At 42.3% G+C, this 15,153-nt stretch carries 17 protein-coding genes; 1 reads left to right on the top strand and 16 read right to left on the bottom strand.

The window, feature by feature from the left end; all coding sequences use genetic code 11:
• Positions 1-32: 32 nt before the first annotated feature.
• From tgt to safA, 10 genes are all read right to left on the bottom strand, one after another.
• Entirely contained in the window at positions 33-1,175 is a 1,143-nt protein-coding gene (gene tgt, locus LCM09_RS02745) for a tRNA guanosine(34) transglycosylase Tgt (protein WP_224878583.1), read from the bottom strand.
• Positions 1,172-2,218: a tRNA preQ1(34) S-adenosylmethionine ribosyltransferase-isomerase QueA gene (gene queA, locus LCM09_RS02750; protein ID WP_224878584.1), complete on the bottom strand. Its 1,047-nt coding sequence runs from the start codon at positions 2,216-2,218 to the stop codon at positions 1,172-1,174. The genes tgt and queA overlap by 4 nt, the downstream gene beginning before the upstream one ends.
• 63 nt (positions 2,219-2,281) lie before the next feature.
• A complete protein-coding gene (locus LCM09_RS02755) occupies positions 2,282-2,479 on the bottom strand; it encodes a DUF2905 domain-containing protein (protein WP_224878585.1) in 198 nt (65 codons plus the stop codon).
• A gap of 2 nt (positions 2,480-2,481) precedes the next feature.
• Complete coding sequence (gene ruvB / locus LCM09_RS02760; RefSeq protein WP_224878586.1) at positions 2,482-3,480, bottom strand: Holliday junction branch migration DNA helicase RuvB; 999 nt, start codon at positions 3,478-3,480, stop codon at positions 2,482-2,484.
• A gap of 12 nt (positions 3,481-3,492) precedes the next feature.
• Entirely contained in the window at positions 3,493-4,095 is a 603-nt protein-coding gene (gene ruvA / locus LCM09_RS02765; protein WP_224878587.1) for a Holliday junction branch migration protein RuvA, read from the bottom strand.
• Positions 4,096-4,768: 673 nt separating this feature from the next.
• On the bottom strand, positions 4,769-5,314 hold the full coding sequence (locus tag LCM09_RS02770; RefSeq protein WP_224878588.1) for a BofC C-terminal domain-containing protein: 546 nt from the start codon (positions 5,312-5,314) through the stop codon (positions 4,769-4,771).
• Between the two features lie 505 nt (positions 5,315-5,819).
• Positions 5,820-6,569 carry a YebC/PmpR family DNA-binding transcriptional regulator gene (locus LCM09_RS02775; protein ID WP_224878589.1) on the bottom strand — a complete coding sequence of 250 codons (750 nt, stop codon included), beginning with the start codon at positions 6,567-6,569 and terminating at the stop codon, positions 5,820-5,822.
• Positions 6,570-6,681: 112 nt separating this feature from the next.
• Complete coding sequence (locus LCM09_RS02780; RefSeq protein ID WP_224878590.1) at positions 6,682-7,308, bottom strand: YhcN/YlaJ family sporulation lipoprotein; 627 nt, start codon at positions 7,306-7,308, stop codon at positions 6,682-6,684.
• A 46-nt stretch (positions 7,309-7,354) separates the two neighbouring features.
• A complete protein-coding gene (locus tag LCM09_RS02785; protein WP_224878591.1) occupies positions 7,355-8,185 on the bottom strand; it encodes a phosphotransferase in 831 nt (276 codons plus the stop codon).
• Positions 8,186-8,273: 88 nt separating this feature from the next.
• Positions 8,274-10,259: a SafA/ExsA family spore coat assembly protein gene (gene safA, locus LCM09_RS20865; protein WP_318246482.1), complete on the bottom strand. Its 1,986-nt coding sequence runs from the start codon at positions 10,257-10,259 to the stop codon at positions 8,274-8,276.
• A gap of 267 nt (positions 10,260-10,526) precedes the next feature.
• Here safA and LCM09_RS02795 point away from each other — a divergent pair, with 267 nt between their 5' ends.
• Entirely contained in the window at positions 10,527-11,066 is a 540-nt protein-coding gene (locus LCM09_RS02795; RefSeq protein ID WP_224878592.1) for a transcription repressor NadR, read from the top strand.
• A gap of 38 nt (positions 11,067-11,104) precedes the next feature.
• Here the strand turns inward: LCM09_RS02795 and pheA are convergent, their stop codons facing one another.
• From pheA to LCM09_RS02825, 6 genes are all read right to left on the bottom strand, one after another.
• Entirely contained in the window at positions 11,105-11,968 is an 864-nt protein-coding gene (pheA, locus tag LCM09_RS02800) for a prephenate dehydratase (protein WP_224878593.1), read from the bottom strand.
• 9 nt (positions 11,969-11,977) lie between these two features.
• Positions 11,978-12,427 (bottom strand): ACT domain-containing protein, encoded by a 450-nt coding sequence (locus tag LCM09_RS02805; protein WP_224878594.1) that lies wholly within the window; start codon positions 12,425-12,427, stop codon positions 11,978-11,980.
• 77 nt (positions 12,428-12,504) lie between these two features.
• Positions 12,505-13,788: a GTPase ObgE gene (obgE, locus tag LCM09_RS02810; RefSeq protein WP_224878595.1), complete on the bottom strand. Its 1,284-nt coding sequence runs from the start codon at positions 13,786-13,788 to the stop codon at positions 12,505-12,507.
• A 9-nt stretch (positions 13,789-13,797) separates the two neighbouring features.
• A complete protein-coding gene (locus tag LCM09_RS02815; RefSeq protein WP_224878596.1) occupies positions 13,798-14,331 on the bottom strand; it encodes a Spo0B C-terminal domain-containing protein in 534 nt (177 codons plus the stop codon).
• 183 nt (positions 14,332-14,514) lie between these two features.
• Positions 14,515-14,805, bottom strand: a complete 291-nt coding sequence (rpmA, locus tag LCM09_RS02820) for a 50S ribosomal protein L27 (RefSeq protein WP_224878597.1) — start codon at positions 14,803-14,805, stop codon at positions 14,515-14,517.
• 13 nt (positions 14,806-14,818) lie between these two features.
• Positions 14,819-15,151 carry a ribosomal-processing cysteine protease Prp gene (locus LCM09_RS02825; RefSeq protein ID WP_224878598.1) on the bottom strand — a complete coding sequence of 111 codons (333 nt, stop codon included), beginning with the start codon at positions 15,149-15,151 and terminating at the stop codon, positions 14,819-14,821.
• Positions 15,152-15,153 lie beyond the last annotated feature (2 nt).

Genomic DNA, 15,153 nt, shown 5'->3' on the forward strand with positions numbered 1-15,153 from the left:
CACCCCTTTCTAGCAATGATCCTATCTATGGATTAAAAGTTTTTCGCACCAGGCAAGTTAAATCCATACTGTTCAAAAAACTCATCCTTAAAGTCAAGGAGACGATCATCCATAATCGCCTGCCTTACTTGCTTCATCAAGTTTAACAGAAAATAAAGATTATGGTAAGTCGTTAATCTGAAGCCGAACGTTTCATTCGATTTTACAAGATGGCGTATATAGGCTCTTGAATAGTTCCTACATACTTTACAGTCGCAATTCTCATCGATAGGGCGGAAATCACGCGCAAACTTCGCGTTACGAACGACAAGGCGTCCGTTGCTCGTCATCAATGTACCATTTCTCGCAATACGAGTAGGAAGCACACAATCGAACATATCGATTCCTCGAATGGCTCCTTCAATCAAAGAATCCGGAGAGCCTACACCCATTAAATATCTCGGCTTATTGTTTGGTAAATGAGGTGTCGTAAAATCAAGCACTCGATTCATAACATCTTTCGGCTCACCTACGGATAAACCACCTACGGCGTAACCCGGGAAGTCAAGAGACACAAGGTCTTCTGCACTTTGCTTACGTAGTTCCTCATATTCTCCACCTTGAACGATTCCGAACAATCCCTGTACATCTTTTCTTTGATGAGCAGCAAGGCATCTCTCAGCCCAACGGCTTGTCCGTTCTACAGAGCTTTTCATATAGTCATATTCTGCTGGATAAGGCGGACACTCATCAAAAGCCATCATAATATCAGATCCAAGTGCGTTTTGGATATCCATCGCACCTTCAGGAGATAAAAACAGCTTTTCTCCGCTAAGATGGTTTCTGAAATGAACACCTTTTTCTTCAATTTGTCTTAAGTCACTTAAACTGAAAACCTGGAAGCCGCCAGAATCAGTAAGGATCGGTCCATCCCAATTCATAAATTTATGAAGCCCACCGGCCTCTTGTACGATATCATGGCCAGGACGTAACCAAAGGTGATAGGTGTTACTAAGGATTACACCTGCTCCCATTTCCACTAATTCTTCTGGACTCATCGTTTTCACCGTCGCGAGCGTACCGACAGGCATAAACATTGGCGTTTCAAACGTTCCGTGTGGAGTATGCAGCTTGCCTAAACGCGCGCCACTTTGCTTACATGTTTTGATTAGTTCGTACCGAATTGGTTCCGTCATTCTTTCAAGCTCCCTTCCATTATCAACATGGCGTCACCGAAACTAAAGAAGCGATATTGTTCTTCGACCGCTTCTTTATAGGCTGACAGTACAAACTGTCTTCCTGCAAGTGCGCTGACAAGCATGATCAAAGTGGATTGTGGCAGATGAAAGTTTGTGATTAAGCCATCGATCGCTTTGAATTCATAACCTGGATAAATAAAGATGTCTGTCCAACCAGAAGCTTCTACAAATTCTCCATTACTAGAAGAAGCAACGGTTTCTAGCGTTCTCGTCGAAGTTGTACCAACAGAAATGATTCTTCCGCCTTGTTCTTTCACACGATTCAATAAATCCGCAGTTCCTTTTGTCAGCTGATAAAATTCACCGTGCATTTCGTGCTCATAAATATTATCCACTGAAACAGGACGGAACGTTCCTAAACCAACGTGGAGTGTTAGAAAAGCAATATGAACGCCTTTCTCTTCCAGTCTCGATAACATATCTTCCGTAAAGTGCAGACCCGCAGTAGGTGCTGCAGCAGAACCACGGTTTTTCGCAAAAACAGTCTGGTATCTGTCTTGGTCGTCCAGTGTTTCCGTTATATACGGCGGTAAAGGCATTTCGCCAAGCTGGTCAAGCACTTCATAAAAAACACCCTCGTAGCTGAATTCAAACACACGGCCACCATGTTCGAGTGTTTCTACACATTCAGCTGTTAACCTGCCATCACCAAACGTTAGCTTCGTTCCAGGCTTTACTCGCTTTGCTGGCTTTACTAACGTTTCCCAACGGTCACCTTCTATTTGTTTAAGAAGGAGAACTTCGATCTTAGCACCAGTTTCTTCCTTCATACCATATAACCTTGCAGGCATTACTCTTGTGTCGTTCAATACAAGACAATCGCCTGGTTTAATATATTCTTCTAGATTTAGAAACTCACGATGTGACACCTTTTGATTTGCAGGATCAAGCACCATTAAACGCGACTTTGTACGTTCCTTTAATGGCGTTTGCGCAATAAGATGTTCCGGAAGTTCAAAATCAAAATCTTTAACGTCCATTTTTTCACCACTGTTCTTAAAAAATATCTATTCCACCAACCGATCTTACCACAGCTTCATCCATTATCGAAATTTCCCTATGATAAAAAAGAGAAGCGACAGTAAGATACTAACAACAATAGAGGTGACGATCGGAAAGAAAAAGGTTGTATTTCCCTTTTTAATTACGATGTCACCAGGTAATTTCCCTATGAATGACCACAGCACTCCAATAACAAGGAATACGATGCCGAGTGTAATGAAAAGCTTTGAGATTCCCATTGTTACTCTGGCTCCTTCATTCCAAAATGATCATACACGCGGTGAGTGACCATTCTTCCTCTAGGTGTCCTTTGTAAGAAACCGATTTGCAAGAGATAAGGTTCATAAACATCTTCGATCGTATGACTTTCTTCCCCGATCGTAGCAGCAATCGTATCCACACCGACAGGACCGCCTCGAAACTTTTCTATGATAGCAAGAAGAAGCTTGTGATCGATATGATCGAGTCCTAGAGGGTCTACTTGCATCATCTCAAGAGCTTGAGTAGAAAGTGACATGGAGATGACCCCATCTCCTTTTACTTGCGCAAAATCTCGCACTCTTTTTAACAGGCGATTCGCGATACGAGGCGTTCCACGTGAACGCCTAGCCAGTTCAACAGCAGCTTCCGTATCCATCTCAACTTCAAAGATATCCGCAGTACGCATGATGATGGTTTGTAATTCATCTTCTTGATAATATTCTAATCGACTGAGTACCCCAAACCGATCACGAAGGGGCGCTGTTAAAAGCCCAGCTCTCGTAGTAGCTCCAACTAAAGTAAAAGGAGGAAGATCAAGGCGTACGGAACGAGCGGTCTCACCTTTTCCTATTACAATATCTAAACAATAGTCCTCCATTGCAGGATAAAGTACTTCTTCAACACTTCTTGGTAAACGATGAATTTCATCAATAAATAGAACATCACCAGGCTCAAGCGCTGTTAAAATAGCCGCGAGATCACCCGGTCGCTCGATTGCAGGACCAGAAGTCGTTCGGAGATTCACTTCCATTTCAGTCGCGATAATCGCAGAAAGAGTCGTCTTCCCTAGACCAGGAGGACCGTATAAGAGAACGTGATCCAAAGGCTCTTCGCGCATTTTTGCCGCCTGAATAAAAACCTCAAGATTACGCTTCACCTTCTCCTGTCCTATGTACTGGCTCAATCGCTGTGGACGGAGGCTATATTCTACGGATGAGTCATCACCGACCTGCTCACCAGATAGAATGCGTTCTTCCAATCTAACCCCTCCTTAACGATTCAGCATAAGCTGAAGCGCTTTTTTGATATATTGATCTGTTGAAAGTACTTCTTCTTGAAGCCCAGGCTTAATCTTCTTAATCTCCCGCTCAGCATAACCAAGTGCTTTCAATGCTTCGATCGCTTCCTCAAGTTCATGTGCACCATCATCTTCTGTCTCTTCAACAGCGAAAAGCCCTTCCTGTGGTTCTCCGAAGCCTTTTAGCTTCCCTTTAAGATCAAGGATAATTTGACGTGCAGTTTTCTTTCCTACTCCAGGAAACTTCGTCAGAAACTTCTCATCCTCAAGTTCGATTGCACTAACTACCTTATCAGGCTCACCCGTCGCTAAAATAGCTAAAGCACCCTTAGGCCCGATACCAGAAACATTCAGAAGCTTCTCAAACAAAAGACGCTCCTCACGAGTCGGAAAACCGTATAACGCAATCAAATCTTCCCTCACATAATGATGCGTAAAAATCTGAATATCTTGGTTCCGATACTTCTGGAAAGTAAAAGGGTTCCCACAAAAAACTTTATATCCAATCGAATTCGATTCTATAACAATATATTCTGTATCAATATACTCAACAGTACCTTTAATATATTCTATCAAAAACTCTCTCTCCCCATCGCATACGAACATGCATTTCTATCCTTTTATTTTATCATATAAAACGAAAAGCGAAAGAGGGCGTTTAGGCTCGACAAGCGCTGGAGCCTTTTCAAGGGAACACGTTCTTTGTGTTCAATTGAAAAGGTGAAGCGATCGAGAGCCTGCCCTCTGTAGCTGGACATCACGAAAAGCGAAAGAGGCCCGCTTAAATACGCAGGAAGTTGGAGGAAAATCGAATGAGACGCTTTTTGTCTCAATCGTTCTTCCGAAACTGACGGAGTATTTGGCCTCTGTAGCTAGCCATCACGAAAAAGAGGAAACGAGCGCTTAGAAACGGAGATATTGGAGCTCTTGAAATGGAACACGCTTTTTGTGTTCTGTTAAAAGAGTGAAATATCGGAGTTTCTGCGAGCAGCAACTAGACATCAGACAAGCGCTGGAGCCTTTTCAAGGGAACACGTTCTTTGTGTTCAATTGAAAAGGTGAAGCGATCGAGAGCCTGCCCTCTGTAGCTAGCCATCACGAAAAGAGGAAACGAGCGTTTAGAAACGGAGATATTGGAGCTCTTGAAATAGAACACGTTCTTTGTGTCCATGGGTGTTTTGACCTGTCCTCTAAAGCTAGCCATCACAAAAAAATAGCACCCTCCATAACCCCAAAAAAACAACCCGCCCTAATCGGCAGGTTGTTTAGCTTTTGCTTTATACAATGTATGTAGCATGTCCTCAAAATTGTACCATGACTTTACAGGAATGCCCTCTGCAAGCTCTTTTAGTCTTGAGCTTTCCACTTTACCAACATCGATCTGGAAAAAGGTTTGTATTACTTTTTGTTCATCAGGTTTACCTTCAAAGATTGTGAGAACCCCATCATCCGTAAGGCCGAAGTGCCCATTCTCTTTCATGGCCGGGGAAATATCTTCTATTCTTCTTTCGAAAACCATCTTACCTTGGTCTTGCGTAATCAACTGCCAGTCTGAGTACTCGCTCCAAAAGTCTTCCATCGACCAAACTGTTTTCTGGATTGACTGCTCTGTCGTAACGCCATCGGCATAATTCGTTCTTAATATCACTTCAATAACCATAGGTCCATCCATATGGTAATGCGATTCATCAACATTTTGTTCACTCTGAGCTGTTTCAATAGCGTACGCATGTTGTGAAGACATCACAACTACAGTCAGAAGGAGAACTCCAAGAAATCCGTATAGGTTTTTCACGATTTTTTAGCACCTTTCTTCTAGATTGAAGAAGTCTGTTTTTTTTTAGCGTGTCCAACCATGAAAATAATATGTAGAAAATAAATGGAGCTACAGTAAATACTGTAGCTCTCAGATTGTCGAGAAAATAGTAAGGACCATTCGCCTCGGATATAGTAGTGATTTCCGCTACAGGATGCTCGCTTTCCGCAGGGCGGGCATCCTTCCGCTCCACTCAACATTGATATGTGGTTTTGAAAACAAAAGCAAATTATTACTTCTAGAGAAAACTAAAAAATAATCAGTCGGAAAGTTTGCTTTGATTAATTGCAACCTAGTAGGAGTGAATACCACTTGATTCCCGTGGAAAACGGGCGTTTGAGACTCGGAGTGGACGTCTTTTTGTCCGCGACGAGGCTCAGGCGTTCGTCCACAGGAATCTTGTGGTATTCAAACTCCTACGGCATAGGGAACACATTAATCAGGTTTCTCTACAAACTGGGAGCTACAGTAAACACTGTAGCTCTTAATGCTGTTCATAAACCTCATCGCTAATGTCAGCATTGTGGTAAACTTCCTGAACATCATCGTTATCCTCAAGCATATCGATCAGCTTTAACATATCTAATCCATCTTCTGCATCAAGAGGTGCATATGTTTGAGGGATCATTGTAATTTCAGCTGAGGAATAAACAATATTCTTTTTCTCAAGCTCATCTTTAACCGCTTGAAATTCTTGTGCATCTGTATAGATTTCAAATGAGTCTTCATGTGTTTCCATTTCTTCTGCTCCAGCATCGATCACTTCTAACATCAATTCATCTGCATCAGCATCATTTTCCGAACGATCGATTACAAACAGACCGCGTCGATCAAACATAAAGGATACACAACCGTTTTCACCCATGTTCCCTTTGTTTTTACTGAAGGCGTGACGTATTTCTGCAGCTGTTCGATTCTTATTATCTGTTAATAATTCGACCATAACTGCAGCTCCGCCTGGGCCATACCCCTCATAAACAATCTCCTCATAATGGACGCCATCTAAATCGCCAGTTGCTTTCTTGATCGCTCGATCGATATTGTCATTTGGCATGTTTGCGGATTTTGCTTTATCAATAGCTAACCTCAACGCTGGATTTGTTTCAGGGTCGCCACCGCCTTGTTTGGCTGCAACAAAAATCTCTTTAGCTAGCTTCATGAAAACTTTGCCACGCTTAGCATCCTGAGCATTTTTTCTCCGCTGAATATTTTTCCACTTTGAATGTCCTGCCATCGTCAATATCCCCTTCCATCTCATTTCGTTCATATACTATAACACACGAAAAGAAGAGGATAAAATAAACCAAATCAAGCAAAAAGAACAGGGAACCCCTGTTCTTCTCACGTTATCGATTATTTTGGAATGGTCGTTGTACTGCACTTGAAATATCGTTCAAGATGCCATTCACATCAGCTTGAACTTCTTCAAAGCCATCGCCGTTTTCTAAGCGATCATCAACACTGCCCATTCTATTCACGACATCTTTGTCAGTCGATACGGACACGTTCTTTTGCTTAGCAAGCTTTGCTACTTCACTTCGTACTTGATCTTTTACAGCATCTCGATCATTACTGTTTGTTTCGACACCGACCATAATTTGATCACCATATACAATGACTCGGGCATCTTCTACACTCTTTAGCTTCTTAACTCGACTCGCAAGACGCTGTGAGAGCTTATTGTCATACCCAGAATAATTCTCGTTCGTACGCATATATCCAGGACCATTCATCCCGTTACGCTTATCGATTTGCTTCTCATCGGGTGCTTTTACACCATTAGCATAATCTCGATCGATCATGTCAGTGAATGCACCTTCACGGTAATCTTTATTATTATCTTCGCTCGTGTAATAACCGATAGGTCGAGCAGAGTCACTATAACGTGTATCCATTGCTTCATTATCTGCTGTACACCCTATTAGACCGCCAGCGAGCATCAACGTTGAAAGTGTAAGTGCTTTCTTCTTCATTTAAAAACCTCCTTTCATTTATTAGCATGGCAGGAGGCGTTCTAAATTAATCTGTTATGTCTTGGCAAGAAAGGGACTTACCGAAGAGATTTAACATGAATGAATATCTCTTTTCATGTTGTTCAAGCTCTTTTTGTAATAACTGCTCTCTTCCGTCCGTATCCACTAGCCATTCACGGTAAAAGTCAGCTGGGAAAGCAAGGAGCTTTACTAAGTAAGGTTTATTTAAAATTGTTTTAATGGCAGGATTATCATACTGGCCCCATTCATATAGAGACCAATTCGAGTATGGAAGCATTCGGTTCATTAGCTGTAAAAAGTCATATTCTCTTGGCGCGTAAGAGATGAGGTCACCGTCGATCAATCGTAATTGAGAGCGGTTAAATACAAAGTTATGATGAGCAGGATCACCATGAATGATACACCCCTCTTCAACTGCCTTAGTTTCCATAAAGACTAGCTCCTCATCCATTTGTTCAAGAACTTGTCGGCCGAGCGTTGTGTACCGCTTTATCAATTCATGATCTCTCTTTGGATGATTGCACAAACTTTCTTCAAATTTCATCAATCGATTCATCCATTTATTCTTTAGTGAGACAATACGGATACCTTCCATTTTCAGTCCAAATGATTCTGCATGAAACTCAGCTAGCTTTTCAACGGCTAGCCTTCTTTCCTCAATACGGGAGTAATCGAGGCTCCTTCCTTCTATTTCAAGTAAACAAAACCAATATAAATCTTCACTCTTTTTGATCCAATCACCATCTTCAAATGGCACAACTTTCATAAAAGACGATGAACACTTTTCTGATAGCAAGATCTGCTTTAATACATCCTGTGATTTAAGTACTCCTTTCACAAAAACACCTTCTCCCATTCGCGTTCCACCATACCAGACACGCGGTTTAACGAATGTTAATGAATGAAAAAAAGGACGTATCCCTTTTAGGATACGTGCCTTTTCCTTATCGTGATTCTGCATAGCTGCTTTCCATATCCATATAGTCCATCATAGGTGCCTTATTTGCCCCTTGAACCATATTCGGCCCATTTCCGTAATAAGGGTTTGCGTATGGTGGCATTTGTTGTGGCGATACCTGGTTGGATCCGCAACCGCAATCTTTTTGTTGATACGGAGAAACCATCGGTTGATTTGGATAAGGAGACATCATACCTGCGATGTTTTGATTTGGATACCCTCCTTGTGCTCCCATAACCGCTTCAGGATACTCTTCGTTCGCTTTATTCGCATATGGCGATTGTGCTCCAGCGACTGCACCAGGGTATTGGTGATTTCCATACCCGTTCATGCTCGCACCAGCTACGGAGTTAGGATACCCCTGGTTTCCATGCCCCATCTGAGCTCCAGCTACTGAAGATGGATAGCCTGGCATATTCGCATTTGGACCTTGATGCGCTCCTGCTACTGCACCTGGGTAGCCATTGTTACCGTACGCTCCTCCGACTGAACCTGGATAACCGTTGTTGCCATAGCCACTTGATGCTCCCGCTACATTCATCTCACTACTGCTTTCCATTTCTCCAGAGTAATTCTCTTTATTACTTCCCATTTGCGCTCCCGCAACTGAGCCTGGATAACCGTTATTGCCATATGCCCCAGCAACCTGTTGGTTTGGCGAATATGCTCCAGCTACGGAGCCTGGATAGCCCTGGTTCCCGTTACCCATATGTGCTCCAGCTACAGAACCTGGATAGCCGTTGTTGCCATACGCTCCTCCAACGGAGCCTGGGTAACCATTGTTTCCTTGATGCGCTCCTGCGACGGAGTTAGGGAAACCGTTATTACCATACCCATCATATGCTCCTGCTACATCTGAGCCACTGCTTTCCATGTCATCTGAATAGTTCTCTTTATTAGCTCCAGCTACAGAGCCTGGATACCCTTGATTCCCTTTTTGAGCCCCTGCAACTGACCCAGGGTAACCTTGATTTCCATGGTTCATATACGCTCCTGCTACGGAGCCTGGATACCCTTGATTCCCTTGATGCGCTCCTGCTACGGATCCTGGATAGCCTTGATTTCCATGATTCATATACGCTCCGGCTACAGAATCCGGATAACCCTGATTCCCATGTTGCGCTCCTGCTACGGATCCTGGATAGCCCTGGTTTCCATGGTTCATATACGCTCCGGCCACTGAGTCCGGATATCCTTGGTTTCCTTGTTGCGCTCCTGCTACAGAACCTGGATAGCCCTGGTTTCCATGGTTCATATACGCACCTGCTACGGAGTCCGGATATCCTTGATTCCCTTGTTGCGCTCCTGCTACGGAACCTGGATAACCCTGATTTCCATGATTCATATACGCTCCGGCTACAGAGTTTGGATACCCCTGATTCCCTTGTTGCGCTCCTGCTACTGAGCCTGGATAGCCAAAGTTACCGTTACCCTGTTGCGCTCCTGCTACATTGCCATGATTTGCATTTGGAGGAGCCGGCATCCCCATTCCAGATGATGATTCGAATTCGCTCAAAACTTCTTCATCACTCATTGGATAGAATAAATTCTCTTTCTTTGCTTTATCGCCCTTTACGTCTGATTTCTTTTCAGGCTTAGCTGCTGGTTTCTTAGCTTCCGGCTTTTTAGCTTCTGGCTTTACTTGTTTAGGTTTTTCTTTCTCAGGCATGATATTCATATTAAGACCCATATTGACTTCATTCTTAATCGGCATGTTAAAAGAAGGTTTTTCCATAGGCTTCACCTGTTGCTTCGGTGCTTCCTTTTTCTTGAACATTTCTTTCTTCTTCATTTGCATTTCTTTCTTTTTAACAGGAACTGTTCCTGAAGGTATTTTGATCTTCATACCAGGCATAATCATATCAGGATTATTCAATTGCGTATTCACTGCTTTAAGTTCTTCAAAATTCACGCCATATTTTTTAGCGATTTTCCATAAAGTATCGCCTTTTTGAACAACATGTATTTTCAAACTGAAAACTCCCTCCCGTACAAATTCAGTACATTGAAATTCAGTACAGTGTATGCGCTATTGGGCAGATTGCTACCTTTTTTTTAGGCATAGGTCATGACATAAATATGCCAGGAGGGCTTTTCCTATGTATAATGTAAGGAATATCTAGCTACTTTCGTCCTTACAAAAAAAATTATCTATCATAAATTCATCTTATTTTCTTATACAAGTTCATGATGATGGAAGCTATAATAGAGAAGGATTAGATGGAAAGGGGGATTTGCATTGCCAAAAGATGGAGAGAAAATATTAGGAGAAAACAGACGAGCACTCATTAAGAAATGGTTACAAGAAGCGGACCGTCCACTTACAGGGAGCGATTTATCACAGAAAACAAATGTAAGTCGTCAAGTAATCGTTCAAGATATCTCCCTTCTAAAAGCTCGAAATGAACCGATCATTGCTACATCACAAGGGTATGTGATGTTTGATAACAACCAACAAACCCAACTCTTTAAACGGATTGTGGCTTGTAAACATACACACGAAGAAACGAAGGATGAACTATATACCATTGTAGATCATGGAGGAACAGTTACTGATGTTACTGTTGAGCATCCCTTGTATGGAGATCTTCATGCTTCGCTCTTTGTTAGCAATCGACTAGAGGCAGATCAATTCCTAGCAAGGTTATCTGCAACAAAGGCATCATTATTGTCTGAACTTACGTCTGGTGTTCACCTTCATACGATTGAAGCTAACTCTGAAGGACAGATTGACGCAGTCTGTGATGCTCTTCGAAATAAGGGCTTTCTTCTAGAATAAGCAAAAGGAAGGCAAGAGGGGATTCCCCTCTTGCCTTCTTACTTTCCATTCACAACGAAACATGGATATTCTCCAAGTATTGAGATTCCGATTCCTAGAGCTTGTATTTCTTCTTTCACGCCTTTTAACAAAATTTCTTTGTTAGGTCTCTCTACATCAATAATAAAGAAATAGTTACCTAGACCTGTTTTCATCGGACGTGATTCGATTTTGGTTAAATTCAGGTTTCTCCACGCGAATGCAGAAAGTACCTGATGAAGCGCACCAGGGTAGTCAGAAGGAAGAATGATTTTATACGTTACACGATCTTCTCTGAAAAGATTCGTTCGTGGCAATGGTTCAGGTGTTTTATGTACAACCAAAAATCGAGTATCATTTTCCTCTGTATCATGAATATTAGATTTTGCGATCTTTAACCCATACTTTTCTGCAGCAAGCTCATTTCCAATCGCTGCTTCCCTCATATCCCGAGTATTTTTTACAAACTCAGCCGCTGCACTTGTTGAAGCAGCATTCTTTAATTGCACATGTGGCAGCTCATCCTGAAGATAATGATGACATTGTGCAATGGCATGAGGGTGGGATTGAACTGTCTTGATCGTATGCAAATCTTCTAGCTCTGGTAATACGAGTAAATGTTGACGTATCGGTAAAACAAGCTCACCAACAATAGGAAGTGATACTTGTTGGGATAATAGATCAAGAGTCATATTTACAGAGCCTTCGATCGTGTTTTCTAAGGGCACGACACCATAATCGATATTTCCCTCTTCAACAGCCTCAAGACAAGTCCTAATCGTTGGGAACGGCAGTCTCTCATCTTCTTCGAACAACGTTTTTGCAGCTATTTCAGTAAAAGTCCCCTCAGGGCCTAAAAACCCGATTTTCGATTGATTTTTCATGTCTTCCCCCTATGCTCCTGATCCAATAATTTCTGCATTACTTACGGCCTCAATCTGCTTAATTCTATCGATTAAACTGTTCAATTGTAAATTTGATTCCCCAATTTCCATCGTCAAGATAACGGTCGCATAACCTTGAAGAGGGATGGTCTGGTTGATGGTAAGGATATTACAACCAAGTGAAGCAACGGTACTTAACACATTTGATAGAGCTCCAGAGCGGTCTTCTAAATGAATTGAGAGCGTGAAGATCTGTTCGATGATCATTGTATGAAATGGAAGAATCGTATCTCGATACTTATAAAAAGCACTTCGGCTCACTCCCACTTGATCAATCGCTTCTCGAACAGAATCTGCTGCACCACTTTCAAGCAAAAGCTTTGCTTTCAGTGTTTTTAGCATAGAATCTGATAAAACATCTTCACGTACTAAGAAAAAATTTTTTTCGTCTTTACTCATTAATTTTCTCACCTCTCTCCTCAATCATAAGTAGATTTGCAAAAAAGACCGCCCGTGTGGACAGCCTTCTGCTTAGATCAATCTACAAACTCAAATTCAAACTCAAGGATCCTAACAGCGTCTCCATCTTCAGCCCCTCGTTCGCGTAATGCTTCATCAATGCCCAAGCTGCGCATTTGCTGTGCAAATCGGCGAACGTTGTCTTCACGATCAAAGTCTGTCATCTTGAATAGTCGTTCGATACGTGGACCATTCACGATAAATGTACCATCATCATCACGCGTAACATAGAAGTCAGGCGCTTCTTTCTCATGACGGTAAACAACTCTGCTTTCTTCTTCCTTCTCTTCATCGAGTGGGAATTCAGGCGTTGTCTCGAGCTTATCTGCAATTTCAAACAGAACTTCTTGGATACCCTGTCTTGTAACTGCTGAGATTGGATAGATCGGATAGTCTTCTTGAAGCTTTTCCTTAAAGATTTTAAGGTTTTCTTCAGAATCCGGAAGGTCCATTTTGTTAGCTACGATGATTTGAGGACGTTCCATAAGACGCATCTTATACTGCTTTAATTCCTCATTAATCTTTTCGTAATCCTCAAATGGATCTCTACCTTCCATCCCTGACATGTCGACTACGTGAACGATAACACGAGTACGTTCGATGTGTCTTAAGAACTGATGGCCAAGTCCAACACCTTCATGGGCACCTTCGATAAGTCCAGGAAGATCTGCCATCACAAAACTACGACCATCTTTTGTATCAACAACCCCAAGGTTAGGAGCGATAGTAGTAAAGTGATACGCAGCAATTTTCGGTTTTGCTGCAGATACAACGGATAGTAATGTCGATTTACCAACGCTAGGGAATCCAACTAGTCCAACATCCGCTAGTACCTTTAATTCAAGAATAACTTCTCTTTCTTCACCAGGTTCCCCATTTTCAGATAGTTCTGGAGCTGGGTTTGATGGAGAAGCGAATCGCGTGTTCCCTCTTCCTCCACGACCACCTCTTGCAATCGTTGCACGTTGACCGTGCTCTGTTAAGTCAGCAATCGTTTCGCCAGTATCTGCATAGGACACGATCGTTCCAGGTGGAACTTTAACGACCATATCTTCAGCGCCACGACCGTGCTGGTTCTTTGAGCGACCATGTTCACCAGTCTTAGCTTTAAAGTGACGGTTATAACGGAAGTCCATTAGAGTACGAAGACCTTCTTCTACCTCGAAGACGACGCTTGCGCCTTTTCCTCCATCTCCTCCGGCAGGTCCACCGTCGGGTACATATTTCTCTCTACGAAAAGCTACCATGCCGTTTCCGCCATCGCCTGCTTTTACAAATATTTTGACCTGATCTACAAACATTCTCTCACCTCATTTAATCAAAAACGTGCTTACAAGCTCATTCTCTGAGTGTTCAAATCGGGTCAGATGAGCACAGCTTATCTCAACATTCCGGAAATACTCTTTAAGCTTGTGTGAATTAGAATACTCACCTTGAAAATCGAAAACTAGATGAATTTCTTCATGATACAGTTGAAGCGTCAACAGTAAGTGATGATCTGCAGGATAGGATACCTGTGCTTCAATCGCTTCTGTACACCGAGCAACTAACTCAATCAGCTCTGCTTCATAGTTAGATATATCGTATTCATCTCCAATAACTTCAAAATCCAACTGAAATAAATGGTTACACCAGTTAAACGTTAATATATATTCTGTAAGTTCTGGAGCATTTAAATTCGACAATTTTGCTTCTTGTCTTGACTGGATAATAATCTCTTCGATAATTTCCTTAGCTCGGTCTATGTGATCCAAGGCCAGGTTCCCTTTGATTAACTGCAGACGATTCAACCAATCATGACGAGAATGGCGCAGAACTTCAAAGGTATTCCAATTTTTAGACATATTTGCACTCCCAATACTCTAACCATTTCCTTCATTATAACAATAATTTCATCGTCGTATATTGCCTCAAAAAGAAAACGATTCCTAGTTGTTTTTCATCGTGCATCGTCACTCGACTGTTTCATTTATAAGTCAATACTATCAAAAAACTCTAACCGAACGGTTAGAGTTTTTCGTAGCTGCTTACGCTTCTTTCGCAACTGGATATACACTTACTTGTTTACGGTCACGTCCAAGGCGCTCAAACTTAACAACGCCGTCGATTTTCGCGTATAGAGTGTCGTCTCCACCGCGGCCAACGTTTGTACCAGGATAAATCTTAGTTCCACGCTGACGGAAAAGGATAGAGCCACCGGATACGATTTGACCATCTGCGCTCTTAGCTCCAAGACGCTTGGAGATTGAGTCACGACCGTTCTTCGTACTACCTACACCTTTTTTGGATGCGAAAAACTGAAGGTTCATTTTCAACATAATGTCCCACCTCCTATGTGTGAGTGATTTGAATATGATTACCGTATTCTTCGGCAATTGAGGATATGGAGACTTCCATTCCTCGAAGAAGAAGCTGAACATTCTCATCCGTACGCTGCTCTAAGCGAGCAGGAACAGTACAGCTGAGGTAGCCCCCTTCATCTTCAATGTCAATTATGAGATCTACATCGCAAAGGGAATCAATTGCATTAACTGCCCCAAACGTAACTGCTGAAACACCTGCACACACGATATCGTAACCATGTGGCCCAGCATCGGCATGTCCTGAAAGGGAGAATGAAATGATCCTGTCATGTGAATCGCGTTTCACTTTGAAACGTATCATGT

The sequence above is a fragment of the Guptibacillus algicola genome, assembly GCF_020171805.1.
Lineage (GTDB): Bacteria > Bacillota > Bacilli > Bacillales > Guptibacillaceae > Guptibacillus > Guptibacillus algicola.

What these genes read in the sequence shown, in the direction of transcription:
- tgt (WP_224878583.1), bottom strand. Translation starts at nt 1,175, where the DNA reads ATGACGGAACCAATTCGGTACGAACTAATCAAAACATGTAAGCAAAGT.
- queA (WP_224878584.1), bottom strand. Translation starts at nt 2,218, where the DNA reads ATGGACGTTAAAGATTTTGATTTTGAACTTCCGGAACATCTTATTGCG.
- LCM09_RS02755 (WP_224878585.1), bottom strand. Translation starts at nt 2,479, where the DNA reads ATGGGAATCTCAAAGCTTTTCATTACACTCGGCATCGTATTCCTTGTT.
- LCM09_RS02775 (WP_224878589.1), bottom strand. Translation starts at nt 6,569, where the DNA reads ATGGCAGGACATTCAAAGTGGAAAAATATTCAGCGGAGAAAAAATGCT.
- LCM09_RS02780 (WP_224878590.1), bottom strand. Translation starts at nt 7,308, where the DNA reads ATGAAGAAGAAAGCACTTACACTTTCAACGTTGATGCTCGCTGGCGGT.
- LCM09_RS02785 (WP_224878591.1), bottom strand. Translation starts at nt 8,185, where the DNA reads ATGGGAGAAGGTGTTTTTGTGAAAGGAGTACTTAAATCACAGGATGTA.
- pheA (WP_224878593.1), bottom strand. Translation starts at nt 11,968, where the DNA reads ATGAAAAATCAATCGAAAATCGGGTTTTTAGGCCCTGAGGGGACTTTT.
- LCM09_RS02805 (WP_224878594.1), bottom strand. Translation starts at nt 12,427, where the DNA reads ATGAGTAAAGACGAAAAAAATTTTTTCTTAGTACGTGAAGATGTTTTA.
- obgE (WP_224878595.1), bottom strand. Translation starts at nt 13,788, where the DNA reads ATGTTTGTAGATCAGGTCAAAATATTTGTAAAAGCAGGCGATGGCGGA.
- LCM09_RS02815 (WP_224878596.1), bottom strand. Translation starts at nt 14,331, where the DNA reads ATGTCTAAAAATTGGAATACCTTTGAAGTTCTGCGCCATTCTCGTCAT.
- rpmA (WP_224878597.1), bottom strand. Translation starts at nt 14,805, where the DNA reads ATGTTGAAAATGAACCTTCAGTTTTTCGCATCCAAAAAAGGTGTAGGT.
- LCM09_RS02825 (WP_224878598.1), bottom strand. Translation starts at nt 15,151, where the DNA reads ATGATACGTTTCAAAGTGAAACGCGATTCACATGACAGGATCATTTCA.